25 protein-coding genes and 1 tRNA gene are annotated in these 24,904 nt (G+C 69.0%); 20 read left to right on the top strand and 6 right to left on the bottom strand.

All coding sequences use genetic code 11. The features are described 5' to 3' along the window. Positions 1–54: 54 nt before the first annotated feature. The gene (gene mce / locus Strain318_RS05255) at positions 55–465 is read left to right on the top strand and encodes a methylmalonyl-CoA epimerase (RefSeq protein WP_367887470.1); all 411 of its coding nucleotides are present in this window, start codon (positions 55–57) and stop codon (positions 463–465) included. A 16-nt stretch (positions 466–481) separates the two neighbouring features. Here mce and Strain318_RS05250 read toward each other — a convergent pair whose 3' ends face one another. Continuing rightward, positions 482–925, bottom strand: a complete 444-nt coding sequence (locus Strain318_RS05250) for a hypothetical protein (protein ID WP_367887469.1) — start codon at positions 923–925, stop codon at positions 482–484. A 61-nt stretch (positions 926–986) separates the two neighbouring features. On the opposite strand from Strain318_RS05250, the gene Strain318_RS05245 reads away from it, so the two are divergent. The 5 genes from Strain318_RS05245 to Strain318_RS05225 all read left to right on the top strand — a co-directional run bounded on the left by Strain318_RS05245 (position 987) and on the right by Strain318_RS05225 (position 5,302). Further along, complete coding sequence (locus Strain318_RS05245; protein ID WP_367887468.1) at positions 987–1,709, top strand: pyridoxine 5'-phosphate synthase; 723 nt, start codon at positions 987–989, stop codon at positions 1,707–1,709. Between the two features lie 50 nt (positions 1,710–1,759). Continuing rightward, on the top strand, positions 1,760–3,322 hold the full coding sequence (locus Strain318_RS05240; protein WP_367887467.1) for a hypothetical protein: 1,563 nt from the start codon (positions 1,760–1,762) through the stop codon (positions 3,320–3,322). Between the two features lie 5 nt (positions 3,323–3,327). Continuing rightward, positions 3,328–4,344, top strand: a complete 1,017-nt coding sequence (locus tag Strain318_RS05235) for a lysylphosphatidylglycerol synthase transmembrane domain-containing protein (protein WP_367887466.1) — start codon at positions 3,328–3,330, stop codon at positions 4,342–4,344. Then, on the top strand, positions 4,341–5,216 hold the full coding sequence (gene ispE, locus Strain318_RS05230; RefSeq protein ID WP_367887465.1) for a 4-(cytidine 5'-diphospho)-2-C-methyl-D-erythritol kinase: 876 nt from the start codon (positions 4,341–4,343) through the stop codon (positions 5,214–5,216). The genes Strain318_RS05235 and ispE overlap by 4 nt, the downstream gene beginning before the upstream one ends. A gap of 15 nt (positions 5,217–5,231) precedes the next feature. Then, positions 5,232–5,302: transfer RNA gene (locus tag Strain318_RS05225), tRNA-Gln, on the top strand. A gap of 13 nt (positions 5,303–5,315) precedes the next feature. On the opposite strand, the gene rfbC is transcribed toward Strain318_RS05225, so the two are convergent. From rfbC to rfbA, 4 genes are read right to left on the bottom strand one after another with little or no spacing between them, the layout of a single operon-like run. After that, on the bottom strand, positions 5,316–5,882 hold the full coding sequence (rfbC, locus tag Strain318_RS05220; protein WP_367887464.1) for a dTDP-4-dehydrorhamnose 3,5-epimerase: 567 nt from the start codon (positions 5,880–5,882) through the stop codon (positions 5,316–5,318). Next, positions 5,879–6,733: a dTDP-4-dehydrorhamnose reductase gene (gene rfbD / locus Strain318_RS05215; protein ID WP_367887463.1), complete on the bottom strand. Its 855-nt coding sequence runs from the start codon at positions 6,731–6,733 to the stop codon at positions 5,879–5,881. Before rfbD ends, rfbC begins: the two co-directional genes overlap by 4 nt. Continuing rightward, positions 6,730–7,848 (bottom strand): dTDP-glucose 4,6-dehydratase, encoded by a 1,119-nt coding sequence (gene rfbB / locus Strain318_RS05210; RefSeq protein WP_367887462.1) that lies wholly within the window; start codon positions 7,846–7,848, stop codon positions 6,730–6,732. The genes rfbD and rfbB overlap by 4 nt, the downstream gene beginning before the upstream one ends. Then, positions 7,845–8,726 carry a glucose-1-phosphate thymidylyltransferase RfbA gene (gene rfbA, locus Strain318_RS05205; RefSeq protein WP_367887461.1) on the bottom strand — a complete coding sequence of 294 codons (882 nt, stop codon included), beginning with the start codon at positions 8,724–8,726 and terminating at the stop codon, positions 7,845–7,847. Before rfbA ends, rfbB begins: the two co-directional genes overlap by 4 nt. Before the next feature lie 133 nt (positions 8,727–8,859). Between rfbA and Strain318_RS05200 the strand changes: the two genes are divergently transcribed. From Strain318_RS05200 to Strain318_RS05185, 4 genes are all read left to right on the top strand, one after another. Beyond that, a complete protein-coding gene (locus tag Strain318_RS05200) occupies positions 8,860–9,813 on the top strand; it encodes a ribose-phosphate diphosphokinase (RefSeq protein ID WP_367887460.1) in 954 nt (317 codons plus the stop codon). Positions 9,814–9,906: 93 nt separating this feature from the next. Beyond that, complete coding sequence (locus Strain318_RS05195) at positions 9,907–10,560, top strand: 50S ribosomal protein L25/general stress protein Ctc (protein ID WP_367887459.1); 654 nt, start codon at positions 9,907–9,909, stop codon at positions 10,558–10,560. Positions 10,561–10,596: 36 nt separating this feature from the next. Then, entirely contained in the window at positions 10,597–11,169 is a 573-nt protein-coding gene (pth, locus tag Strain318_RS05190; RefSeq protein WP_367887458.1) for an aminoacyl-tRNA hydrolase, read from the top strand. Positions 11,170–11,197: 28 nt separating this feature from the next. Next, complete coding sequence (locus tag Strain318_RS05185) at positions 11,198–13,258, top strand: sodium-translocating pyrophosphatase (RefSeq protein ID WP_367887457.1); 2,061 nt, start codon at positions 11,198–11,200, stop codon at positions 13,256–13,258. 90 nt (positions 13,259–13,348) lie between these two features. Here the strand turns inward: Strain318_RS05185 and Strain318_RS05180 are convergent, their stop codons facing one another. Then, positions 13,349–13,747 carry a four helix bundle protein gene (locus Strain318_RS05180; RefSeq protein ID WP_367887456.1) on the bottom strand — a complete coding sequence of 133 codons (399 nt, stop codon included), beginning with the start codon at positions 13,745–13,747 and terminating at the stop codon, positions 13,349–13,351. A gap of 106 nt (positions 13,748–13,853) precedes the next feature. On the opposite strand from Strain318_RS05180, the gene ychF reads away from it, so the two are divergent. The 10 genes from ychF (at position 13,854) to Strain318_RS05130 (ending at position 24,696) form a co-directional block, all read left to right on the top strand. After that, positions 13,854–14,954: a redox-regulated ATPase YchF gene (gene ychF, locus Strain318_RS05175; protein ID WP_367887455.1), complete on the top strand. Its 1,101-nt coding sequence runs from the start codon at positions 13,854–13,856 to the stop codon at positions 14,952–14,954. A 103-nt stretch (positions 14,955–15,057) separates the two neighbouring features. Beyond that, a complete protein-coding gene (locus Strain318_RS05170) occupies positions 15,058–16,293 on the top strand; it encodes an IS256 family transposase (protein ID WP_367886992.1) in 1,236 nt (411 codons plus the stop codon). A 120-nt stretch (positions 16,294–16,413) separates the two neighbouring features. Then, the gene (locus Strain318_RS05165; RefSeq protein WP_367887454.1) at positions 16,414–17,244 is read left to right on the top strand and encodes a tetratricopeptide repeat protein; all 831 of its coding nucleotides are present in this window, start codon (positions 16,414–16,416) and stop codon (positions 17,242–17,244) included. A gap of 118 nt (positions 17,245–17,362) precedes the next feature. After that, positions 17,363–17,728: a 30S ribosomal protein S6 gene (rpsF, locus tag Strain318_RS05160; protein ID WP_367887453.1), complete on the top strand. Its 366-nt coding sequence runs from the start codon at positions 17,363–17,365 to the stop codon at positions 17,726–17,728. A 3-nt stretch (positions 17,729–17,731) separates the two neighbouring features. Next, positions 17,732–17,956, top strand: a complete 225-nt coding sequence (gene rpsR, locus Strain318_RS05155; RefSeq protein ID WP_367887452.1) for a 30S ribosomal protein S18 — start codon at positions 17,732–17,734, stop codon at positions 17,954–17,956. A 15-nt stretch (positions 17,957–17,971) separates the two neighbouring features. Beyond that, positions 17,972–19,000 (top strand): DUF2232 domain-containing protein, encoded by a 1,029-nt coding sequence (locus Strain318_RS05150; protein WP_367887451.1) that lies wholly within the window; start codon positions 17,972–17,974, stop codon positions 18,998–19,000. Between the two features lie 2 nt (positions 19,001–19,002). Then, complete coding sequence (gene rplI / locus Strain318_RS05145) at positions 19,003–19,449, top strand: 50S ribosomal protein L9 (RefSeq protein ID WP_367887450.1); 447 nt, start codon at positions 19,003–19,005, stop codon at positions 19,447–19,449. Between the two features lie 218 nt (positions 19,450–19,667). Continuing rightward, a complete protein-coding gene (locus Strain318_RS05140; protein ID WP_367886992.1) occupies positions 19,668–20,903 on the top strand; it encodes an IS256 family transposase in 1,236 nt (411 codons plus the stop codon). 215 nt (positions 20,904–21,118) lie between these two features. Next, entirely contained in the window at positions 21,119–21,454 is a 336-nt protein-coding gene (gene rsfS, locus Strain318_RS05135; protein ID WP_367887449.1) for a ribosome silencing factor, read from the top strand. 8 nt (positions 21,455–21,462) lie between these two features. Continuing rightward, on the top strand, positions 21,463–24,696 hold the full coding sequence (locus Strain318_RS05130; RefSeq protein WP_367887448.1) for a hypothetical protein: 3,234 nt from the start codon (positions 21,463–21,465) through the stop codon (positions 24,694–24,696). The last annotated feature ends 208 nt before the right edge of the window (positions 24,697–24,904 follow it).

The following is a 24,904-nucleotide window of genomic DNA, read 5'->3' as shown; positions in this document are numbered from 1 at the left end:
TAATGTTAGCGGCAATCGCCCGAAAGTGCGCCCCCTCCGGACCCGCCTTCGTAAATGACCAACCCCACGCCGCGCGGCACACGCATCGCCCATCTCGGCATCGCCGTCGAATCGCTCGACGCCATCCTGCCGTTCTACCGCGATATCCTCGGCATGCCCGAGACGCCGCTCGATGACGCCGACGGCGCGCGCATCAAGGCCGTCGCCGCCGGCGAGTCGCTCGTGGAGCTGCTCCAGCCAGAGAAATCCGACTCCCCCATCGGGAAGTTCCTCGCCAAGCGGGGGCCCGGCATCCATCACATTTGTTTCGCCGTGGACGACCTCGATGGCATGCTCGCGCGCTGCAAGGCGCACGGCATCCAGCTCATCGACGAGACGCCCCGCATCGGGGCGGAAGGCAAGCGCATCGCCTTCCTGCACCCCAAGTCCACGGCCGGGGTGCTGGTCGAACTCTCGGAGTACTAGGGGACCGCGGGCGCGGCTACGGACGCGCCTGCGGGCGCGACACCGGCTCGGCGTTGCAGATCTCGCGCGCGGGGCGCAGGTCGAGGTCCTCCACGTACCACTTGCCGTTGCGCCGGTTCTTCACGGTCGTGAACGGCAGCGTCGCCGTCCGGGGGCCGCGCGTCAGCTGCACGCTGAACACCGTGCGCCCAGCCTCTCCCTGTTGCGGCGGTCCGATGCGAGATTCATCGTGGCGCAGGTGGCAGGCCATGATCATCAGCCGGCGCTCGAGTTCCTGACGCTCCACGCGGTCCCGGGTCGGCGAGTCCTCGTTGCCCCAGTACGCCGAGATGCCCTGCAGATCCTGGGCGCGCGCGGCATTCAGGAACTCGACGACTGCCATCTGCGCCGAGTCGGCGCCACCGGAGCCCGAGCCCACGGCCTTCGCGCGGCAGCCGGCCGCCGTCAGTACCAGCAGCATTGCGATTCCCAGACGTCTCACGATTCGCACTCCCGATTCTCGTAAAGGTTCAACCCGGCCCATGTACCAGCGCCTCTACATCAACATCGACCACGTGGCCACGCTGCGGCAGGCGCGCCGGGCCTCCTACCCCGATCCCGTCGCGGCGGCCCGCATCTGCGAGGACGCCGGCGCGGACGGCATCACGGTGCACCTGCGCGAAGACCGGCGGCATATCCAAGACGCAGACGTGGAGGCCCTCGCAACGTCCCTGCGCACGCCGATGAACCTCGAGATGGCCGCGACGCCCGAGATGACGCTCATCGCGCTGCGCATCAAGCCGAAGCAGGTCACGCTCGTGCCGGAGCGCCGTGCCGAGATCACCACCGAAGGCGGCCTCGACCTCTTCGCCGATCCGACGCGCCTGATGACCTGCCTCGAGAACCTGCACGCGGCCGGCATCCGCACCTCGCTGTTCATCGACCCCGACCTGCGCCAGATCGCCCGCGCGGCCGACCTCAAGGTGCCGGCCATCGAACTGCACACCGGCCGCTACTGCCACCACCCCGAGGTGCCCGCGCATCTCGCCGCCCTGCGGCAGGCGGCGGTCGAAGCCAAGGGCCTCGGCCTCGCCGTCCACGCCGGCCACGGCCTCACGCTCGAGAACGTCGGCCCCGTCGCGGCGATCCCCGAGTGCGAAGAGCTCAACATCGGCCACGCCATCGTCAGCCATGCGGTGTTCGTCGGCCTCGACGCCGCGGTGCGCGCGATGCGCGCCGCGATGGACGCGGCGCGGCCCCGTTGACCCGCCCCCCGACGCCATCGCACTTTACCCGCCATCAATAAGGAGCTGCGATGACCGGCGGGTTGCTCGACTTCTTCACCCTCGAAGCCAGCGAGTACGTCGAACAGCTCGACGGCCTCGCGTCGCGCGCGTCCGCCGCCCCTCCGGACGCCGACGCCTTTGCCCGCGCCCTGCGGGGGCTGCGCGGCGCCGCCACGATGGCGAAGGTCACCGGCATCGCCGCGCTCGCCGCCGGCCTCGAACGCCTCGCCAAGCAGGTCAAGGACGGCTCCCTCGGCTGGGACGCCGGCACACGTGGCGTCGCCATCAGCGCGATCGACGACGCCAAGATCCTGATTCGCGGCGTCCGCACCTGGGGCGCCGCCGAGGACGCGCGGGTCGCCGCACGCGTGGCGGAACTCGAGCGCGTCGCACCGCAGCGCGAAGGCGCCTCGGCCCGCCGCTCGCCCAGCGAGTTCCTCGCCGGTGCCACGGCCGATGCCGCCGCCGCCCTCCTCGAGTACGCCGAGAATCCCGGCGGCGCCGAGCACTTCACGCGCGTGATGGACAAGCTGCGCGCCCTGCGCGGCGTGGCAGCCCTCAAGGACCTCCCGCCGCTCGGCGAAGTCGTCGACACCGTGGACGCCGTCGCGAAACCCATCGAACTCGGCCACGAAGACGCCACGGCCGAGCGCCGACGCGTCTTCCGCACCGCGGCGCGCGTGCTGCTCGAAGGCGGCGACGCCGTGCGCCTCGGCAATCGCCCGCCCGCCGACTCGCCGGCGCTACAGGAGTTCACGCTCGCGGCCGGCGCGCTGGCCGGCGGCAACGCCGACGGCGACGATGTCGTGCCGATCGCGTCGCTGCTCATGGACGGCGAGGCCGTCCAGCCGGCCAACAATCCGCCGACCACGGCGGCGCATCGATTCCGCCTTGAGGTCGTGAGCCAGGCGGAACACCTGCGTCGCCTCGTGCACGAGGGCAACCACGCGCAGGACGCCGCCACGCGCGATCGCCTCGGGCGCGAGCTGCGCGGCGCGGTGCGCGCCCTCGCCCGCGCGGCGCAGAGCTTTGCCGCGGTCGAGATCGCGAACCTGTTCTTGGCCGCCGAGCGCGGCGCCGCGGCGCTGGAGCAGCCGGCGCTCGACGTGCTCGACCGCGCCGCCATGCTGCTCTCCGCCGCGGATGCGGCGCCGGAGGCCATGGCACCGCAGTTCGTGTCCCTCAGCGAACTGCTGAGCCGCGGCGTGACGCCCCTCGCAGCGCAGAAGCCGGCGACGCCCGTCGCCGCGACGCCCGCTGCGCCCGTCGCTCCGCGTTTCGTCACCCCCGCGGCCGCACCGAGTGCGGCGCCGACCCTCGGCACGGGCAGCGCCCCCTCCGGTGCCGCCCTCAAGTCCCTGCTGTCCCAAGGCCTCTCCGGCCTCGCGGGCCTCGGGAGCAGCACCTTCGCCGAGCCGCTCGTCGGTGCGGAAGACGACGTGATCCCGATCGAGGATCTCCTCTTCCGCGGCAAGGATGCGCTGCAGCGCGCGCTCACGCTGGGCGAGTCGCTCAAGCGCGCCGGCGCGGTGCCCGACGCCGACACGCTGGCGGAGCTCTACGACCTGCTGCAGCTCGCGGCGGCGGAGTAGGCCGCGTGAAGCTCGATTGGCGCGCCCTGCTCGGGATTGCGCTCAGCATACTGCTGCTCTGGTACACGCTCGGCGACGTGGACTTCCACGAAGTCTGGGGCGTGCTCTCGTCGTCGAGCGTGACGTTGTGGATCGCCTGCACGGTGACCGCCACCGCGATCTTCCCGCTGCGCGCGCGCCGCTGGCAGGCGTTGCTCGCCCCCAGCGTGGGGCGACTGCCGCTGGGCCCGCTGTGGCGCGCGACCGCGATCGGCATGATGGTCAACAACGTGGTGCCCGCCCGCGCCGGTGAGCTCGCACGCGCCTTCGCGCTCACGCGCGAGCGGTCCGAGGTCCGGTTCTCCGGTGCGTTCGCCTCACTCGCCGTGGATCGGCTGTTCGATGGCGTCGTCGTCCTCGCGATGATGGTCGCCGCGACCTTCGATCCGCGCTTTCCCGTCGACGGCAGGATCTTCGGCGCCACGGCCTGGAGCATCGCAGCGACGATGTCGCTCGCACTCGGCGCGGTCTTCGTCGCGCTGGCCCTGCTCGCGTATGCGCCCGCCTGGTGCTTCGGCGTCTCGGACCGCCTCGTCGGTGCCCTCGCCCCGAAGCTCGCCCCGAAGGTCCGCGGCCTGCTCGAGGGCTTCGCGGCCGGCGTCGGCGTGCTGCGGCAGCCGCGACTCGCGCTCGAAGTGCTCTGGTGGGCCATCCTCCACTGGGTGTGCAATGCGCTCGCCTTCTACCTCGGCTTTCTCGCGCTCGGGCTCGAGGCACCGCTCTCCGCCGCGTTCTTCGTGCAGGGACTCATCGCCATCGGCGTGGCGATTCCCTCGTCGCCGGGGTTCTTCGGGCCGTTCGAGCTGGCAGGCAAGGCCGGGCTCGCGCTGTACGCCGTGAGCGATGCGAGTGCCGTGAGCTGGGCGATCGGATTCCATCTCCTCTCCTTCGTGCCCATCACGGTGATCGGCGCCTGGTACTTCGCCCGGCTCGACCTCCACTTCCGCGATCTCCGCGGGGCATCCGGGGAGACCTCCGCATGAGTGCGACCGCCGCCAGCGTCGACGCGCAAGCGAAGGTGAACCTGCGCCTCTGCGTGCTCGCCCGCGAAGCCAGCGGCTATCACCAGCTCGAGTCGCTGTTCCTGCGCATCGACCTCGCCGACACCGTGCGCGTCGCCACCGACACCACGCAGCGCGAACTGCACTGCCCCGGCTTGGCGTTGCCGCAGGACCAGAACCTCGCGTACCGCGCGGCGGTCGCGTTCACCGAAGCGGCGGGTTGGCCGACCGGCTTTCACATCAGCATCGACAAGCGGATTCCCGCCGGCGGTGGCCTGGGCGGTGGCAGTGCCGACGCAGGCGCCGTGCTGCGCGCGTTGAACGCCCTCGCCCCCAAGCCGCTGGCCGCCGACGTGCTGAACACGGTCGCGCTCCGCCTCGGCGCCGACGTGCCGTTTCTCACGATGGACGCGCCCTTCGCGCTCGGCTTCGGCCGCGGCGAGCGACTCCTCGCGCTGCGCCCGCTGCCCGCCCGCGAGATCCTGCTGGCGCTCCCGCCCTTCGGCGTCGAAACAAAGGCCGCGTTCAGCTGGTACGCCGATGCAACGGCAGGGCAACCGCTGCGCGCGCCGGCACCGATCACGCTGGATGACCTCGACCGCTGGGATCGGCTCGTGCCGCTCGCCGTCAACGACCTCGAAGCCGTCGTCGTCGCGCGGCACGCAGCGATCGGGCAGTGCGTGGACGCGTTCCGCACCGCCGGCGCGAGGATCGCACGCATGAGCGGGTCGGGATCCACCGCGTTCGGTGTGTTCGACCGCCGCCTCGCGCAGGAACCGGCACTGCCCGCCGACACGCGACTCGTCCACACCCGCAGCCTCACCAGCGTCGCGCCGGTCAAACTGCTCGATTAACTTTCGCGCTCCTGCTGCCCCTTCGTCCAATGGCAGGACATCGGTCTTTGGATCCGAGAATGGTGGTTCGAATCCACCAGGGGCAATGCGAGCGGCAGCTCAGGCCGTGAACACCGTTCCGTGCGGCCCCGCGCGCCATTCGGCCAGCGTCGGGGCCGCGCGGTCTTTGTCGGAGAGTTCCGCCGCCGGAATCGGCCACGGGATGCCCAGCGCCGGATCGTCCCAGCGGATGCCCCCCTCGGCCTTCGGGTTGTACGGCGCCGTGCAGAGGTACTCCACTTCGGTCACGTCTTCCAGCGCCTGGAAGCCACGCGCGAATCCCGCGGGGGCGCACACCCACAACGGTTCGCCGGCGCTGCACTCGCGCCACCACGCGCGCCCGAACGTCGGCGCGCCCGCCCGCACATCCACCGCCACGATGAACGCGCGGCCGCGCACCACGCGCATCGCCTTGGCCTGCGCCGGCTCCCATTGGAAATGCAGCCCGCGCACCACGCCGCGCGACGAGATGCTGCCATTGATCTGCGCAATCGTCGTCGGCAGCCCGGCGGCCGCGAAATGCTCCGCACGGAACAGTTCGCGGAAGGCGCCGCGCGGGTCCGGGAACTCGCGCAGGTGCGCGAGCACCAAGTCGGGGATCCCCGTTGTCTCCACGCGTACGTTCACGCCGCGCTCCGCCGCTTGAGGTCAGCCAGGAACTCATCCAACGCCGGCTCCCAGGCGCGCCGCGGCGCGCCGAGCAAACTCTCGAGCCGCGTGCCATCGAGCACCGAGTACCGCGGACGCGGCGCCGGCACCAGATACTCCTCGCTCGTCACGCGCGTCACCAAGCCCGGCTTCCCCGCGGCCGCGTACACCCGCTCCGCCACATCCGCCCACGTGCACTGCCCGGCATTGCTCGCGTGGACCACGCCGCGCGCATCACGCGCCACCAGCGCCCAGCACCACTGCGCCAGATCGCGCGCATTAGTCGGGGCCCCGTGCTGGTCGGCCACGACGCGTGAGGCCAGCCCTTGGGTCGCCCGCTCCCACATCGTGCGCGGGAAGCTCTTGCCCGTCTCGCCGTAGAGCCACGCCGTCCGGACGATGACGGCCTCGGCACCGCTGGCCTGCAAGCGACGCTCGCCCTCGAGCTTCGTGCGTCCGTACACCGAGAGCGGCGCCACCGGATCATCCTCCCGCCACGGCCGCGTCCCCACACCGCCGAACACGTAGTCCGTGCTCACGTGCAGCACGCGCGCGCCGTGCCGCCGCGCCGCCGCGCCGATGTGCGCCGGCGCGTCCGCGTTCAGGCGCATGGCGTCCGCCTCATGCGACTCCGCCGCGTCCACCGCGGTGTACGCGGCCGCATTGAGGATCCACGTCGGTCGCGATGCGGCGACCGCAGCCTCGACGGCTGACGCGTCGGTGACATCGAGCCCCGCATGCCCCGGCGCCGTCACGGTCACACCCTGCGGACTCGTCGCACGCATCGCCGTCCCGAGGATACCCGTACCGCCAATCAGCAAGACCGTCATCGCGCGCCCTTCAGGTACAGTGCCTCGGCGGCCTTCTGCGACTCGGGCAGCACCGCCTTCCACCAAGCCGCGTTCTCGCGATACCAGCGGATGGTCGCCTCGAGCCCGTGCTGGAACGGCACCCGCGCTTCCCAGCCGGTCGCCTCGCGCAACGCGGTCGCATCCATGGCGTAGCGCCGATCATGCGCCGGGCGATCCTGCACGTGCTGGATCAGCGACTCCGGACGGTCGAGCGCGTGCAGGATGCCGCGCACGACGTCGAGGTTGGCGCGCTCGCCATGCGCCCCGATGTTGAACACGCGCCCGCCCGCGACGCCGCTGCGCGTCACCGTCCACAGCGCCGACACATGATCCTCGACGTAGAGCCAGTCGCGCACCTGCTGCCCGTCGCCGTACACCGGCAGCGGCTGCTGCGCCATCGCGCGTACGATCATCAGCGGGATCAACTTCTCGGGAAACTGGAACGGCCCGTAGTTGTTGCTGCAGCGCGTGATGACCGCATCGAGGCCGTACGTGCGGGCCCAGGCTTGCACCAGCAGGTCCGACGCCGCCTTGCTCGCCGCATACGGCGAACTCGGCAGGAGCGGATGCGCTTCGGTGAACGCGGCATCACCCGGCCCGAGCGAGCCGTACACCTCGTCCGTGGAGATGTGCACGAGCCGCACCGCCCGACCGGCATCGCGGGCGCTGCGCACCGCATCCAGCACGCGCTGCGTGCCGATGACGTTGGTATCGACGAACACGCCGGGCCCGAGGATCGAGCGATCCACGTGCGATTCCGCCGCCAGGTGCCACACCGTGTCGGCGGCGGGAATCGGGCGCCCCTGTGCATCGCGCGCCGCGCCGTCGAGCACCGTCGCGAACACGTCCCCGTCGCGCACGTCGCCGCGCACGAAGAAGAACCGCGCCGCCGCACCCCGCGACGCCATCGCCAGGCTCTGCGGGTGCGCCGCGTAGGTCATCGCGTCGTAGGCCACGACCTGCACGTCCGGGTGCTCGCGCAGCAGCCAGGCGACGGCGTTCGCCCCGATGAAGCCCGCCGCGCCCGTCACGAGAATCACCTTCGGCGTGTAGCGCCCCGGCTCATGGCCGGCCAGCTGATCGACGCCGCTCACGGCGCCTCGGCGGCCACGCGCCGCAGGTACGCGCCATACTCACTCGTGGCCAGCGGCTCTGCCAGCCGCTGCAGCTGCGCCGCGTCGATGAAGCCCATCCGGTACGCGACCTCCTCCGGGCAGCCGATCTTCATCCCCTGCCGGCTCTCGATCGCCTCCACGAAGCGCGCCGCGTCCTGCAGCGCCGCCACGGTGCCCGTGTCCAGCCACGCCATGCCGCGCTGCAGCGTCTCGAGGTGCAGCGCACCGAGGGCGAGGTAGGCCGCATTCACGTCGGTGATCTCGTACTCGCCGCGCGCTGACTTCTTGAGGTCGCGCGCGATGTCGAGCACGCGGTTGTCGTAGCAGTACAGGCCCGTCACCGCGAGCGACGACTTGGGCCGCGCCGGCTTCTCCTCGATCGAGCGCACGCGCCCGTCGGGGCCGACCTCCGCCACCCCGTAGCGCTCCGGGTCGCGGACGCGATACCCGAAGATCGTCGCGCCGCCCGATGTCGCCACGCGCGCCGCCACCTGGCGCAGTTGCCCGCCGAAGCCGGCCCCGAAGAACAGGTTGTCGCCCAGCGCCAACGTGACCGCATCGCGGCCCACGAAGTCCCGCCCGAGCACGAACGCCTGGGCCAAGCCCTCCGGCTTGGCCTGCGCCACGTAGTCAAGCCGCAGCCCCCAGCCCGAGCCGTCGCCGAGCAGGGCCTGGAACAGCGGTAGGTCGCGCGGCGTCGCGATGACGAGGATCTCGCGGATGCCCGCGAGCATGAGGGTGCTCAGCGGGTAGTAGACCAGCGGCTTGTCGTAGAGCGGCAGGAGCTGCTTGGAGACCACCTGCGTCATCGGCGCGAGGCGAGTCCCGGAGCCCCCGGCGAGGAGGATGCCTTTCATCGTGCGGAAGCATAACTCCCTGCCCCGCCCCCCTGCCATTCGCCCCCCGGTCGGGCTAGCTTTCGAGGCTGTCCGGCCAGTCTCGGCGGCGCTCGTATCTCCTGTCCCTTCCGCCTCTTACACCTCTCCGCCGATGGACGGACTCGCAGTCCCAGTGCACGGCTTTCGCATCCTGACGGGCAATGCCAATCGCCCGTTGGCGGAAAGCATTGCGAAGTCGCTGGATGTTGAGCTCTGCAAGGCGACCGTCTCGCGCTTCGCGGACGGCGAGGTGTTCGTGCGGCTCGACGAAAATGTCCGCGGCGCGGACGTGTTCATCGTCCAGCCGACCAATACGCCGGCGGAGAACATCATGGAGCTGCTGCTCCTGATCGACGCCGCCCGCCGCGCCTCCGCCGCCCGCATCACCTGCGTCATGCCCTACTACGGCTACGCGCGGCAGGACCGCAAGGACCAGCCCCGCGTGGCCATCGGCGCCAAGCTCATGGCGAACATGATCGCCCGTGCCGGCGCTGACCGCATCCTTGGACTGGATTTCCACTTCCACCAGCTCCAGGGATTTTTTGATATCCCGGTCGACCACCTCTACGCGGCGCCCGTCTTCACGGCGCACTATCGCAAGAAAGGCCTCGTCGACCCCGTCGTCGTCGCGCCGGACGTGGGCTCTGCCAAGATGGCCCGCGGTTTCGCCAAGCGCCTCAACGCCTCGCTGGCCATCATCGACAAGCGTCGCCCCACGGCCAACGTGGCCGAAGTCGTCAACGTCGTCGGTGAAGTCGAAGGCAAGGACTGCTTGCTCGCCGACGACATGATCGACACCGCCGGCACCGTCTCCGAGGCCGCGAAGGCCCTCAAGGACCTCGGCGCCCGCAACATCTACGTCTGCGCCTCGCACGCGCTGCTCTCCGGCCCTGCCGTGGAGCGCCTCAGCAAGGCGCCAATCGAAGAGGTCGCCGTCACCGATTCCATCCAGCTGCCGGAATCGAAGCGCTTCGACAAGCTCGCCGTGCTCGGCATCGGCGAGCTGATGGCCAAGGCGATTCGCTTCACCCACTCGGACCAGAGCGTCTCCTCGCTGTTCGAGTAAGCCCCCGACTGCAGTACCCCGTTGGTCGCCGCCGGGCCGGACTTCGCCGGGAACCCACGTAGCGACCAGGACCCTCAGCAGGACATCACCACCATGGCAACCGCTTCATTCTCCGCTACCACCCGCTCCGCCACCGGCAAGGGCGTCGCCCGCAAGCTGCGCGCCGCCGGCAAGGTCCCCGCGGTCATCTACGGCCACGCGCGTGAGCCGCAGGCCCTCGAGCTCGACGCGCACCAGTTCCAGCTCCTCCTCGAGAAGGTGCCGTACACCAGCACCGTCATCGAGCTCGAGATCGCGGGCGGCAAGATGGCCCGCACGCTGATCCGCGAGATCCAGCGCCATCCGTTCAAGAAGCAGATCATCCACGTCGACTTCCAGGAACTCGTGGCGGGCGAGAAGGTCACCGTGAAGGTGCCCGTGCACCTCGTCGGCACGCCGGAAGGCGTGCGCGTCGGCGGCGGCCTGCTCGACCACATCCTCCACGAGATCGAGATCTCGGTGGATCCGTCGAACATCCCGGCGCACTACAACGTGGACGTCAGCAGCCTCACGATCGGCCACTCGATCCACGTCAGCGACATCGCGCTCGGCGAGGGTGTCGAGCTCCTCACCGACGCCGGCGCGACGATCTGCGTCTGCGCCGCGCCGAAGGTCGAAGCCGAGGCCGCCCCGGCGGCCGACGCCCCGGCCGAGCCGGAGCTCATCCGCAAGGCGAAGGCCGACGAGGCCGAGGCCGAGAAGAAGTAATCGGGAATCAGGCCTGCCCGTGGTCACGGCCCTGCGATGAAAGTCATCCTCGGGCTCGGGAACCCCGGGCAGGAGTACGCCGAGACACGCCACAACGTCGGCTGGTGGGTGGTCGACCACCTCGCCGACGCGTGGCGGCTGGACGGATGGCGCAAGGACGGCGAGGCGATGACCGCCTCGGGCTCCGTCGGGAACGTGAAGGTCCGGCTCGTGAGGCCGCTCACTTTCATGAACCTCTCGGGGCAGGTCCTCAAGCCGTACCTGCGGCGCCCCTTCTGGGCCGCAGCCACCGACCTGCTCGTCATCTCGGACGAAGTGCAGTTGGCCACCGGGACCTATCGGTTCCGCGCCCGCGGCTCGGCGGGTGGCCATAACGGGCTCAAGAGCGTCGAGCAGCATCTCAAGAGCCAGGAGTACGCGCGGCTGCGGGTTGGCGTGGGTCCCACGGACCCGCAGCGGCGTGTCGGCGATCTCGCCGACTATGTGCTGGACAAGTTCGGGAAGGCCGAGGCCGCGGAGACCCGCGCGCTGCTGCCGACCTTCGAGGAGGCCCTGCGCCTCTGGACCACCGATGGCATCGAACGCGTGATGAACGCGTTCAACCGTTAGGCGTCACTTCACCCTCACTCTCCCCACAATGATCGAGAATCTGACGACGTACGCGCTGGCGATCGGGATCGTCGGGCTCATCGCCTGCTTCCTGACCTACCAGGGCATCGTCCGCCAGTCCGCGGGCTCGCAGGTGATGCGCGATCTCGCCGAGCAGATCCAGCTCGGCGCGATGGCCTTCCTCAAGCGCGAGTACACGGTCCTCCTGCCCTTCCTCGCCCTCGTGGCGGTGCTGCTCGGCTTCGCGGTCGGTGCCAGCACGGGCATCGCCTACGTGATCGGCGGCCTCTGCTCCATCGCCGCCGGCTGGGCGGGCATGAGCTCCGCCACCAAGGCGAACGTCCGCACCTCCGAGGCCGCACGCGCCTCGGGCCAGGCGGCCGCGCTGCGCGTCGCCTTCGGCGGCGGCGCCGTCATGGGCCTCGCCGTCGCGGCCCTCGGCCTCCTCGGCATCACCGCCATCTTCATCTGGAAGAAGCAGCTGCTGTTCGGCGACGCGGGCTTCAAGGAGTTCGGCGAGATCATCTCCGGCTTCGCCATGGGCGCCTCGTCGATCGCGCTCTTCGCGCGCGTCGGCGGCGGCATCTATACGAAGGCCGCCGACGTCGGCGCCGACCTCGTGGGCAAGGTCGAGGCCGGCATCCCCGAGGACGACCCGCGCAACCCGGCCACCATCGCCGACAACGTGGGTGACAACGTCGGTGACGTCGCCGGCCTCGGCGCCGACATCTTCGAGTCGTACGTCGGTGCCATCATCGCGACGATCGCGCTGGCCGCGACCTCGCTGCGCATTCCGGACGAGTCACGCCTCGCGGCGGTGCTCCTGCCGGTCGCCTACACGGCCGCCGGCCTCGTCGCCTCGCTGATCGGCATCTTCCTCATGCGCATCCTCGCCAAGGGCAACCCGGCGAACGCGCTGCGCGCGGTGACCTTCATCGCCGCCGGCCTGTTCCTCGTGTTCGCGTACGTGCTCACGGGCATGATGCCCCTTGGTATGTTCGAGCCGTCCACGATGGCCGCGCTGCCCGCGATGGGGCCGTTTTACGCCGTCGTCGCCGGCACCGTCTCCGGCGTCGCGATCGGCCTCGTGACCGAGTACTACACGGCGGCCGGCCCCGTGCTGCGCATCGCCGAGTCGTCGAAGACCGGCCCCGCGACCAACATCATCGCCGGTCTCGCCGTCGGCATGGAGTCGACCATCGTCCCGGTGCTGCTCATCTGCGGCGCCATGTACGTCTCCGTCGTCTCGGCCGGCCTCTACGGCGTCGCCATCGCCGCCGTCGGCATGCTCGCCACGGTCGGCGTCACGATGTCGGTGGACGCGTACGGTCCGATCGCCGACAACGCCGGTGGCATCAGCGAGATGAGCCACCTCGGGCCGGAAGTCCGCAAGATCACCGACGGCCTCGATGCGCTCGGCAACACGACGGCCGCCATCGGCAAGGGCTTCGCCATCGGCTCCGCCGCGCTCACCGCGCTGGCGATGTTCTCGGCGTACGCCTCCGCCGTCGGCCTCAACCAGGAAGGCCTGAACCTCGTCGACCCGATGGTCGTCATCGGCCTCTTCATCGGCGGCGTGATGCCCTTCTTCGTCGGTGCGCAGACCATGACCGCCGTCGGCCGCGCCGCGCAGGGTATGGTGGAGGAAGTCCGCCGCCAGTTCCGCGAGATCCCCGGCCTGCTCGAAGGCAAGGAAGGCGTGAAGCCGGATTCGGCGCGCTGCGTCGACATCTCCACGGCTGCCGCGCTGAAGGAGATGGTGATCCCCGGCGTCGCGTCCGTGCTGCTCCCGGTGATCGTCGGCAAGTTCTTCGGCGTGAAGGCCCTCGGCGGCCTGCTCGCCGGCGCGACCGTGACGGGCGTGATGATGGCGCTGTTCATGGCCAACGCCGGCGGCGCGTGGGACAACGCCAAGAAGGCCATCGAAGGCGGACTGCATGGCGGGAAGGGGTCCGACGTGCACAAGGCGGCCGTGGTGGGCGACACGGTCGGCGATCCGTTCAAGGATACGTCAGGCCCGGCGATGAATATTCTCATCAAGCTTATGTCTGTCGTGTCGCTGGTTCTCGCTCCTTGGTTTATTGCTTAACCGCAGATGTAAGATGTGAGATGTAAGATGTGAGAACGGGGGGAGGCCTTTGGCCTCCCCCCTTCTTACTGCGCACACCGAACTCCGCGCTCACGTCTTCTGTGACTTGCGCGCAGAACGTTTTGCGGCGTCGGCCCTCTCGAGAACACGCTTGCGGAGGCCGAGCAGCATGGCGCGTACCTCCGAGAGGCGGGCCTCGAGCTGCGCGTATTCTTTTGCCGAGATGAGCTCGAGATCCTTCGCGAGCAGGAGTTGGTAGTCCGCCTCGCTGGCGGAGGCGAGTGAGATCTCCAGGAAGCGATTGAACTGCGCCTGGGAAGAATGTCCCGTCCCCTCGGCGATGTTCGTCGGAATCGCCGCGACCGATCGACGCAACTGGGAGCTCAACCCCGGCGACCGATGCATCGCGGTCCCCTCGGTCGCCCGATGCACACGCACGGTCAGCTCGTGCGCCTTCTCCCACACCGCAAGCTTTCGGAAAGGATGCATGACGGGAGTGTAAGATCGGCAGACCACCCGCCCACGACCGAATCCCCGCAATCCGTTACCTTACATCTCACATCTTACATCTCACATCTGCAGTTAATAGCCTGAAATGCTCAGCCTCGGTATCGTCGGCCTCCCCAACGTCGGCAAATCCAGCCTCTTCAACGCGCTCACCGCCGCCAAGGCCGAAGCCGCGAACTATCCCTTCTGCACCATCGACCCCAACGTCGGCGTCGTGAACGTTCCCGATCCCCGGCTCGAGAAGCTCGCCGAGATCGTGAACCCCGAGCGCACCGTCCCCGCCGCCGTGCAGTTCGTGGACATCGCCGGCCTCGTGAAGGGTGCGAGTACGGGTGAAGGCCGCGGCAATGCCTTCCTCTCGAACATCCGCGAGACCGACGCGATCGTGCACGTCGTGCGCTGCTTCGATGACGACGACGTGATTCACGTCGACGGCTCGGTGGATCCCGTGCGCGACCGCGCGACAATCGAGTTCGAACTCGCCCTCGCCGACCTGAGCGTGGTCGAGAAGCGCCTCGACAAGGCGAAGCGCGCCGCGAAGACGGGCGACAAGGACGCAGCCGCCGAGGTGAGCTCGCTCGAGAAGGCCCACAAGCCGCTCTCCGACGGCCAGGCGCTGTGGCACGTGTCGCTCACGGCGGAAGACCGCGAGCGACTCAAGGGCCTGCAGCTGCTGACGCTGAAGCCGATTCTCTACGCGGCCAACGTCACCGACAGCGAACTCACCGGCGCCGAGGGCAAGCACGTCACGGCGCTCCGCGCGGCGATCGCCGCTGACCACGAGCCCGCGGAGGTCGTCACCTTCTCGGCGAAGATCGAGATGGAGCTCGCCGAGCTCCCGCCCGAGGACCGCAAGGAGTTCTTGGCCTCGTTGGGCATCGAGAGCGCCGGCTTGGATCGACTGATCCGCGGCGGCTACAGCCTCCTCGGCCTGCAGACCTACTTCACGGCGGGCGAGAAGGAAGTCCGCGCCTGGACCATCCACAAGGGCGATACCGCGCCGAAGGCGGCGGGGGTGATCCACTCGGACTTCGAGAAGGGCTTCATCCGTGCGGAGACGGTCTCGTATGCTGACTTCGTCGCGCACAACGGCTGGAAGGGGGCGCGCGAGAAGGGATTGGCGCGGGCGGAAGGGAAGGAGTATGTGATGGTGGATGGGGATGTGGTGCTGTTCAGGTTCAACGTCTGAGGACTGCAGATGTAAGTTGTGAGATGTAAGATGTAAGGGTGGAACCACACGGGCCTATCCGGAATTCTGTGTGTGAGGCCATACTCACCCTGAAGGAGGGGCGATGGCCAAGCCGAAAGAGGAGTTCCCCACGTTTGACCCGGCGGCGCTGGACGCGCTGATCGGGGACGCGCGTTCGCCGGCGGATTTCACCGCCGTGATGCGCGCGCTGCAGAAGCGGCTCGCGGAGCGGATGCTGGCCGGCGAGCTGACGGCGCACCTGGGCTATGGGCCCGGCGAGGAGAAGCCCGCGGGGCAGACGAATCACCGCAACGGCGCGACGCCGAAGACGGTCTTGACCGAGACCGGCGCCGTGCCGCTCGAGATCCCACGCGACCGCGAGGGCAGCTTCCGGCCGCAGCTGGTGCCCACGGGCGTGCGGCGCCTGCCGCAGTTCGATGCGACTGTGCTCTCGCTCTACGCGCGGGGCGTCAGCGTGCGCGAGATCCAGGCGCATCTGGAGCAGCTCTACCAAGTGGAGATCGCGCCGAGCGTCATCAGCGTGATCACCGACGAGGTGGTGGCCGAGGTGCAGGCCTGGCAGCAGCGCCCGCTCGAGCGGATGTATCCGGTGGTCATCTTCGATGCGCTGCGCGTGAAGATCCGCGACGAGGGCACCGTGCGGAACAAGGCCGTGTATCTCGCGCTCGGCGTGGACCGCGAGGGGCACAAGGAGGTGCTGGGCCTCTGGATCGAGCAGACGGAAGGCGCGGGCTTCTGGCTGCGCGTGATGAGCGAGCTGAAGGCGCGCGGCGTCGACGACATCCTGGTGGCGCTCGTCGACGGGCTCGTCGGCTTCCCGGACGCGATCACGACGGTCTTCCCGCAGGCGCAGGTGCATCACTGCGTGGTGCATCTCGTGCGGCAGAGCCTGGCGTACGCGAACTGGAAGGACCGCAAGGCGGTCAGCGGGACGCTGCGCGCCATCTACCGCGCGCCGACCGAAGCCGCGGCGGTGCAGGCGCTCGACGCCTTCGCGGCGGGCCCCTGGGGCACCAAGTACCCGGCCATCACCGCGCTGTGGCGCCGGCACTGGCCGCACGTCGTACCCGTCTTCGCGTACCCGCCCGAGATCCGGCGGCTGCTCTACACGACGAACGCGATCGAGAGCCTGCATATGCAGCTCCGGAAGATCGTGAAGACCCGCGGCCACTTCCCGACCGACGAAGCCGCGGCCAAGTTGCTCTATCTCGCGCTGCGCAACATCCAAGCGAAGTGGAAGCGCGGGAATCACGCGTGGAAGGCCGCCATGCCGTATCTCGGGATGCTGTTTGGGACGCGCTTCAGCGATCACGCATGATCACCACGAGGCCTCACACACAGAAATCCGTATAGGCCCAACCACACCGACGGTGTGATTGCCCTTCTCTTACAGCTTACAGCTTACATCTCACATCTGCGGTTAACGGAGCCTCCGTACGTGCGCCTGCTTCCGCTAGTCATCATCGGTCTCGTCGCAAGCGCCGCGGAGGCGCAGACCACCGTCTCCCCCGGCTCCCTGCCTTCCGCCCGCACCGCCGCCGAGCAGAACCCAACCAGCCTCGAAGCCGTCATCTGGCACGCCAGATTCGTCGGCTACACCGACTTTGCCGCCGCCGTCGCGATGTATAGCGCGGCCTTGCAGCGCTGGCCAGATGAACCCTGGCTCCTCCGCCACCGTGGCCATCGCTACATCTCCCTGCGGCAGTTCGACGCCGCGAAGGCCGACCTCTCGCGCGGCTTCGAGCTGACCCGCGGCAAGCCCGACCTCGTCGAGCAGGACGGCCAGCCCAACCCCAGCGGCATCCCGACCAGCACGCTGCAGTCGAACATCCGCTATCACCTCGCGCTGGCGCAGTTCCTGACGGGCGATTTCGCGCCGGCGGCGGAGATCTGGGCGGAGGACGCGCGGGTGGCCAAGAACCTCGATCAGCGCGCGGCGGCGACGTACTGGTGGGTGCTCTCCCTCGCCCGCGGCGGCGACCTGGGCGCGGCGCGGCGGGTGCTCGGCACGGTGCGGGCCGACTGGACGATCATCGAGAACGGCAGCTACCACCGCCTGCTGCTCTGGATGAAGGGCGAGCTCCCCGAGGCCGAGCTGCGGGCCTCGATGACCACCCCGCTCGAGCGCCAGACCATCGGTAACGGCCTCGCCCAATGGAAGTTCGCCACCGGCGACCGCGCCGGCGCCACTGCCGCCCGCGCGGAGGTCCTGGCCACGGGCCCCAGCGCCGCCTTCGGCTTCATCGCCGCCGAGCAGCTCAGGCCCTGAGCCCGCACCCTTGCCGTAACTCTATTTCGTATCTACTTTTAGAGGCTGTCCAAAAACTTCACCTCGGCCGACGCCGGCAACCCGTCAGCCGCGATTAGACCAAAGGAGGATTGCCGCATTGTCTCGTGAATACGAGGCGGTGTACATCTTCGATTCCGCCCTCGAAGACGCCGCCATTGCCGACAAGATCGAGAAGCATCATGGCTTGCTCGGTCTCGCTGAGCCCGCGACCCTCGACCACTGGGGCCGCCGCCAGCTCGCCTACAAGATCAAGAACAAGGAAGCCGGCTACTACGTCGTCGCCCGCTTCAAGGCGGAGGGCAAGGCCCTCCCCGAGTTCGAGCGCGCCCTCAAGCTCGACGAAGGCGTGATCCGCTACCTCATCTCGGTGCACGAGCACGAGCTCGGCGCCCCGCCGATGACCGAAGAGCAGCTGGCCGCGCGTCGTGCGCGCGACGGCGATGACGACGACGACGAGGAATAGCCCATGCGCCGCAACAAGAAGGTCTGCCCGGTCACCGAGGCCGGCATCCGCTTTGTCGATTACAAGGACGAGCGTTTCCTCTCCCGCTTCATCACGGACACGGGCAAGGTGCTGCCGTCCCGGCTGAGCGGCGTGGACGCCCGTCACCAGCGTCAGCTGGCGAAGGCGATCAAGAAGGCGCGCTACCTGGCGCTCCTTCCCTACGTCCGCACGTCGTCGGCGCAGTAAGCCGACGGTTCGGACGTGACGCAGGAGGAGGGCGCGGCACCGCCGCGTGAGCAGGGCTGGTGGGGTCCGCTTCTCGCCACGCTCGCGCTCCTGATCTTCCCGGCAACACCGCCCTTCGCGTTGTTGCTCCCGGTGGACCAGACCATCCTCCTGCTCGCCCCGGCGCTGGCCTTGATGGCCATCGCGGGGTGGCGCAGCGGGGGGCGTTTCACCCTCGCCGCCACATGGACGGCGTTCGCGGTCTACGTGGTGTGGGTGTCGGGTGAGCCGACCCCGTTCGCGCTGCTCTCGCGCGGCTGGGGGGTGATCCTGGCGGCGTGCTTCGCCGGTACGTTGCTCCTCGGGGGCGAGGTTCGCTTCCTCCCGCGGGCGCTGCTGGCGATCCTCGCCGCGCTGCTGCTGGGCACGCTAACGGTCGCGGTGACCGAGGGTGGGTTCGGGGCGGCGGTGGGAGTGCTGTCCGAAGAGTTCACGCGACGCGCCGCGGAAATCCAACGCGCGTGGCAGGAGTTCACGGCACAGCCGCAGTGGCAGGAGTTGGCGCGCGACAATGCCGGCGCCGACGCACTCGCAGCCCAGGTGGAAGCGCAGTTCACGGCGCTGCCCACCGCGGCCAAGGTGCTCATGCCGGCGATGCTCGCGTTGGAATCGTTGGCCGTGCTCGCGCTCGCGTGGGCGCTGTACCATCGGTTCGGACGGGTGCGGCTGGGACCGCCGCTCGCCGCCCTGCGCGACCTGCGGTTCCACGATGGCCTCGTCTGGGGGCTGATTGCCGGACTGCTGGTGCTGGTGGTCCCGATGCCGAACGCCTTCGCGGCGTTCGGGATCAACTGCTTGGTGTTCTTCGGCGCCCTGTACGTGATGCGCGGGTTGGGCGTCTTCGTGTGGTTCTTGAGGCCAGGAAAGTGGATGGCGGTGCTCTGGTCCATCGTCCTGGTGATGTTTTGGTCCGTAATCGCAGCGGTTGCCCTCGTCATTGGCGTCGGCGACACCTGGCTCGACTGGCGCAACCGGCCGCGGCCGCAATCCCAACGTTCGGAGTAGATATGGAAGTCATTCTTCGCCAGGCCGTGGACAACCTCGGCCACCCGGGTGACATCGTCGAGGTCTCGGCCGGCTACGCCCGCAACTTCCTGCTGCCGCGCGGCATCGCCTACGAGGCGACGGCCGGCAACAAGAAGCGCATCGCGCAGGAAAAGGAGCGGCTCGAGGCCGCCGAGAACGCCCGCCGCGAGGCCGCGCAGGCCGTCGCGAAGCGGCTCGAGGAAGTCTCCCTCACCTTCTCCGCCAAGGTCGGCGAGGAAGGCAAGCTCTTCGGCTCGGTCACCTCGGGTGATATCCATCACCAGCTCGAGGCCCAGGGCTTCAAGGAAGTCGAGAAGCGCATGATCGACCTGCACGAGCCCATCAAGGCGCTCGGCGTCTACAAGGTCGCCATCCGCCTGCATGCGGACGTGAAGCCTGAGATCAAGGTTTGGGTGATCAAGGGGTAAGCTGGCACTTGTGAGCTCGACAGACCGGGGCGGCCCTTTGGGGCTGCCCCGGTTTCTCGTTCGCCCGGCTTTTGGCGCTTGGATCGAGTGGGAGAGGGGAGACGGCGGTACGGGCGGGGATGGAGAGAGGGGAATGGGGGAGATGGGGGGTAGACGTCTCACGAAGGGCCTATCCGGAATTCTGTGTGTGAGGCCATACTCACCCTGAAGGAGGGGCGATGGCCAAGCCGAAAGAGGAGTTCCCCACGTTTGACCCGGCGGCGCTGGACGCGCTGATCGGGGACGCGCGTTCGCCGGCGGATTTCACCGCCGTGATGCGCGCGCTGCAGAAGCGGCTCGCGGAGCGGATGCTGGCCGGCGAGCTGACGGCGCACCTGGGCTATGGGCCCGGCGAGGAGAAGCCCGCGGGGCAGACGAATCACCGCAACGGCGCGACGCCGAAGACGGTCTTGACCGAGACCGGCGCCGTGCCGCTCGAGATCCCACGCGACCGCGAGGGCAGCTTCCGGCCGCAGCTGGTGCCCACGGGCGTGCGGCGCCTGCCGCAGTTCGATGCGACTGTGCTCTCGCTCTACGCGCGGGGCGTCAGCGTGCGCGAGATCCAGGCGCATCTGGAGCAGCTCTACCAAGTGGAGATCGCGCCGAGCGTCATCAGCGTGATCACCGACGAGGTGGTGGCCGAGGTGCAGGCCTGGCAGCAGCGCCCGCTCGAGCGGATGTATCCGGTGGTCATCTTCGATGCGCTGCGCGTGAAGATCCGCGACGAGGGCACCGTGCGGAACAAGGCCGTGTATCTCGCGCTCGGCGTGGACCGCGAGGGGCACAAGGAGGTGCTGGGCCTCTGGATCGAGCAGACGGAAGGCGCGGGCTTCTGGCTGCGCGTGATGAGCGAGCTGAAGGCGCGCGGCGTCGACGACATCCTGGTGGCGCTCGTCGACGGGCTCGTCGGCTTCCCGGACGCGATCACGACGGTCTTCCCGCAGGCGCAGGTGCATCACTGCGTGGTGCATCTCGTGCGGCAGAGCCTGGCGTACGCGAACTGGAAGGACCGCAAGGCGGTCAGCGGGACGCTGCGCGCCATCTACCGCGCGCCGACCGAAGCCGCGGCGGTGCAGGCGCTCGACGCCTTCGCGGCGGGCCCCTGGGGCACCAAGTACCCGGCCATCACCGCGCTGTGGCGCCGGCACTGGCCGCACGTCGTACCCGTCTTCGCGTACCCGCCCGAGATCCGGCGGCTGCTCTACACGACGAACGCGATCGAGAGCCTGCATATGCAGCTCCGGAAGATCGTGAAGACCCGCGGCCACTTCCCGACCGACGAAGCCGCGGCCAAGTTGCTCTATCTCGCGCTGCGCAACATCCAAGCGAAGTGGAAGCGCGGGAATCACGCGTGGAAGGCCGCCATGCCGTATCTCGGGATGCTGTTTGGGACGCGCTTCAGCGATCACGCATGATCACCACGAGGCCTCACACACAGAAATCCGTATAGGCCCCGTATCACGAACCTGCCACCCCTCCCCCCCGTCTCCCTTCTCCCGTATCGCGTCGGCCCACCTCCGCCCGTACCTCCGTCTCCCGTGTCCCCGCAGTCATCCCACGGAACCTTTCGCCAGCCACCGGGTTCGGTTCCTTACTACTTTCCACCATGCCCCCAGCCGCGCCGACTTCGATGTCCTCCGCCCGCCGCGCCGCCCAGGTCTTGCTCGACAACAAGGCCAACGACGTCGTGATGCTCGACCTCCGCCCCGTCACCGACATGGCGGACTTCTTCATCGTCGCCAGCGGCACCTCCGACACCCATGTCCGCGCCACCGCGGGCCATGTGGTCGAGACGCTCAAGAAGGAAGGCATCCGCGTCCACTCCGTCGAAGGCATGGAGCAGGGGCGCTGGGTACTGCTCGACTACGTCGACTTCGTGGTGCACGTGTTCCACCCGACCCTGCGCAGCTTCTACCAGCTCGAGCGGCTCTGGGGTGACGCCCCGGCCGTGGCCATCTCCGCCTGAGGGCCCCGATGCGTCGTTGGATACTCGCCGCCGCTCTGCTCCTCGTCGCCACCCCCGCGCTCCATGCGCAGATGGGGCCGTACTTCGGCCAGAACCAGGTCCAGTACCGCAAGTTCCGCTGGCAGATCCTCCGCACGCCGCACTTCGACGTGCACTATTACCCGGAGCTCGAGGAGGTCGCGCGCTACACGGGCCAGATGGCCGAGCGCTCCTACGAGCGCCTGCGCCGCGTGTTCGGGCACGAGTTCCGCGAGCGCAAGCCGATCATCATCTGGGGCTCGCGCAACGAGTTCGCGCAGAACAACGTCATCGGCGACGCCGGCGAAGGCACGCTGGGCGTCACCGACGCCCTGCGCCAGCGTAACATGTTCTTCTTCGCCGGCGACATGCGGCAGAGCGAGCACACACTGACGCACGAAATGGTGCACGTGTTCCAGTACGACGTGTTCGCCCGCGGCCGCGCCGGCGCGGGCCTCCAGACGCTGCAGCAGGTGCAGCCGCCGCTGTGGTTCATGGAAGGCATGGCGGAGTACCTGACCAACGGCCCCGGCCACAACGCCACCGAGGCCGTGATGCGCGACGCCGCGCTCAACGGCAACATCCCCAGCGTCGAGCAGATGACGCGGCGGCCGGACCTCTTCTTCCCCTACCGCTTCGGCGAGTCCTTCTGGCAGTACGTGGCCGGCCGCTGGGGCGACGAGGTCGTCGGCGAGGTCATGAACGCCTCCGTGTCGCTCGGCATCGAGCGCGCCTTCCGCCGCTACACCGGCACCGACCTCGAGGACCTCGGCGAAGAGTGGAAGGAGCACGTCCAGAACACCTTCCTGCCCGGCATCGCGCAGTTGGAGCGCCCGCGCCGCGTCGCGCAGCCGATGCTCACGCAGCGCCGCACGGGCGGCCTCGTGAACGTGTACGTCGCGCCCGCCCTCTCGCCGGACGGCCGCAACATCGCCTTCATCTCGCTGGGCTCGCTGCTGCGCGCCGAGGTGTTCCTCGATCTCTACCTCGCCGATGCCAACACCGGCGAGCGCAAGGCGCGGCTCACCAAGAGCACGCTGAACCCCGAGTACGAGGAGCTGCGCTACGGCTACTCGCAGGGCGCGTTCTCGCCGGACGGCCGCTTCTTCGCCTTCACGGCGCAGCGCAAGGGCAAGGACATCCTCTACATCCACGACGTGCGGCGCAATCGCACGCACCGGCGGCTGGAGACGGACCTGGTCGCGATGATCGGGCCCACGTGGTCGCCGGACGGCCGGCGGATCGTCTTCTCCGGCCTTGCGAACGGCATGACGGACCTGTACATGATCGACGCGGACGGGCGGAACCTGCGCCAGCTCACCGACGACGTGTACGGCGACCTCCAGCCGAGCTGGTCACCCGACGGCCGCTACATCGCCTTCGCGTCCGAGCGCGGGCCGCAGTCGGATCTCGAGACGCTCAAGTTCGGCGAGTGGCAGATCTCCGTGCTCGACCTCGAGACCAACGCCGTGCGCGTGCTGCCGCAGCAGGCGGGCAAGAACCTCAACCCGCAGTGGGCGCCGGATGCCAAGTCCGTCGCGTTCATCTCGGACCGCACCGGCATCGCCCAGCTGTTCCTGTTCGACATGGACAGCGACCAGCACTACCAGCTGACGCGCTTTGTCGGCGGCATCACGTCGCTCACCGAGCACAGCCCGGCCATCACCTGGGCCGCGCAGGCCGACAAGCTCGCCTTCGTGTACCAGGACAACGGCGACTACCAAGTGTGGTCGATCGCCAACCCGCGCGCCCTCAAGAAGGATCCCTTCGTGATCGGGCCGACGGTCATCGCCCAGGCCGACAGCGGGACCCGCGCCCGCGTGACCTCGGATTCGATCGTGGCCGCAGCCCGCGCCGACGCGGACAGCGCCGCCGCGCGGGCCACCCGGTCGACGGCCCCACGCCGACGGCAGTCGGTGTACCTCAGTGCCTCCGGCTGGCGCCCCGGCGATGCCGTGATCTCCGGCCCGACCGGTGGCGGCGTGTCGATCGCCGCGCTCAATGACAGCGCATCGCTCGCCCTGCCCGACGCCGCGACGTTCCGGCCGGCGCCGTACCGCAGCAAGCTCAGCCCCGAGTACGTCGCCCGGCCGCAGATCGGCTACGCCCAGGACAACTTCGGGCGCGGCGTCTTCGGCCAGACGGCGATCGTGCTCGCCGACATGGTCGGCAACCGGCGCATGATGATCGCCGGCGGCGTCAACGGCCGCCTCTCGGAAGCGCAGCTCTTCGCGATGTACACGGACAACAGCGGCCGCACGCCGTGGGCCGTGGGCGTGCAGCAGTTCCCCTTCTTCTTCCTGACCGGCTACAACCAGGCGAACCTCGGCGGCGGCAACATCCTCGAGCAGCAGGTCATCACGCGCTTCATCTCGCGCTCGGCGATGGGCAGCGCCTCGTATCCGCTCAATCGCTTCGCGCGCTTCGAGTACGGGGCCACGCTCAACAACATCGACCGCGCGCTGATGTACATCACGCAGCAGTACAACTTCAACTCGGGCTTCCAGACCGGCTTCTTCGTCGACTCGATCGTCAACACCTCGTCGCTGAACTACGCCGCGCCATACGTGGCCTTCGTGCACGACAACTCGCTGATGGGCGCCACCGGCGGCATCTACGGCCGTCGCTCGCGCTTCCAGATCGACCACACCGCGGGCACGGTGTCGTGGACCACCTACACGGTGGACTACCGCCGCTACGACGCGCTGGTCTTCAGCTTCCTCACGCTGGCCACGCGCTTCTCGGCGAGCATCAGCGCGGGCCCCGACGAGAACGAGTTCCCCAAGTACATCGGCCGGCCGGACTTCATCCGCGGCTACGATCGCGAGACCTACGCCGGCGGCATCTGCGAAACCTCACTCTCCGATCCGCAGGCCTGCTCCGCCGTGCAGCTGCTCGGCAGCCGCGTGGCGTTCGCGAACGTCGAACTGCGCTTCCCCCTCGTGCGCCAGTTCACGCTGGGCCTGCTGCCGATCTCGCTGCCGCCCGTCGACGGCCTGTTCTTCTACGACGTGGGTGCCGCCTGGTCCAAGGACCAGCGCCTCATGCCCTCGCGGCCGGCCAACTACGACTTCGCCTTCGAGCGCTACCCGCTCAAGAGCTACGGCTTCGGCGTGCGGCTCAACCTGTTCAACATCGCGCTCATCCGCTGGGACTACTCGATCCCGCTCGACGGCGTGAACCGCAAGGGCTACTGGTTCTGGACCTTGGGCCAGTCGTTCTAGCGGCCGAATCACCACGTCGCCTGCGACGGCAGCACGATTGTTCACCACGAAGGCACGAAGACACGAAGGGCGTTGAATCTGCCAGACGACCCATCCATGCCGGCCTCCGGACGAGCCATGGGTAGCGGCAGCAACTGCCCGATTTGCTTCGTGTCTTCGTGTCTTCGTGGTGCATGCGGTTCCACGACTCCGGCACAAGCGACTATTT

Origin of the sequence: Pseudogemmatithrix spongiicola, assembly GCF_030623445.1 — a bacterium.
In the GTDB taxonomy this organism is placed as follows: Bacteria; Gemmatimonadota; Gemmatimonadetes; order Gemmatimonadales; family Gemmatimonadaceae; genus Pseudogemmatithrix; species Pseudogemmatithrix spongiicola.
Note: the sequence above shows the minus strand (reverse complement) of the source record. Positions and strands in the feature narration are given on the sequence as shown.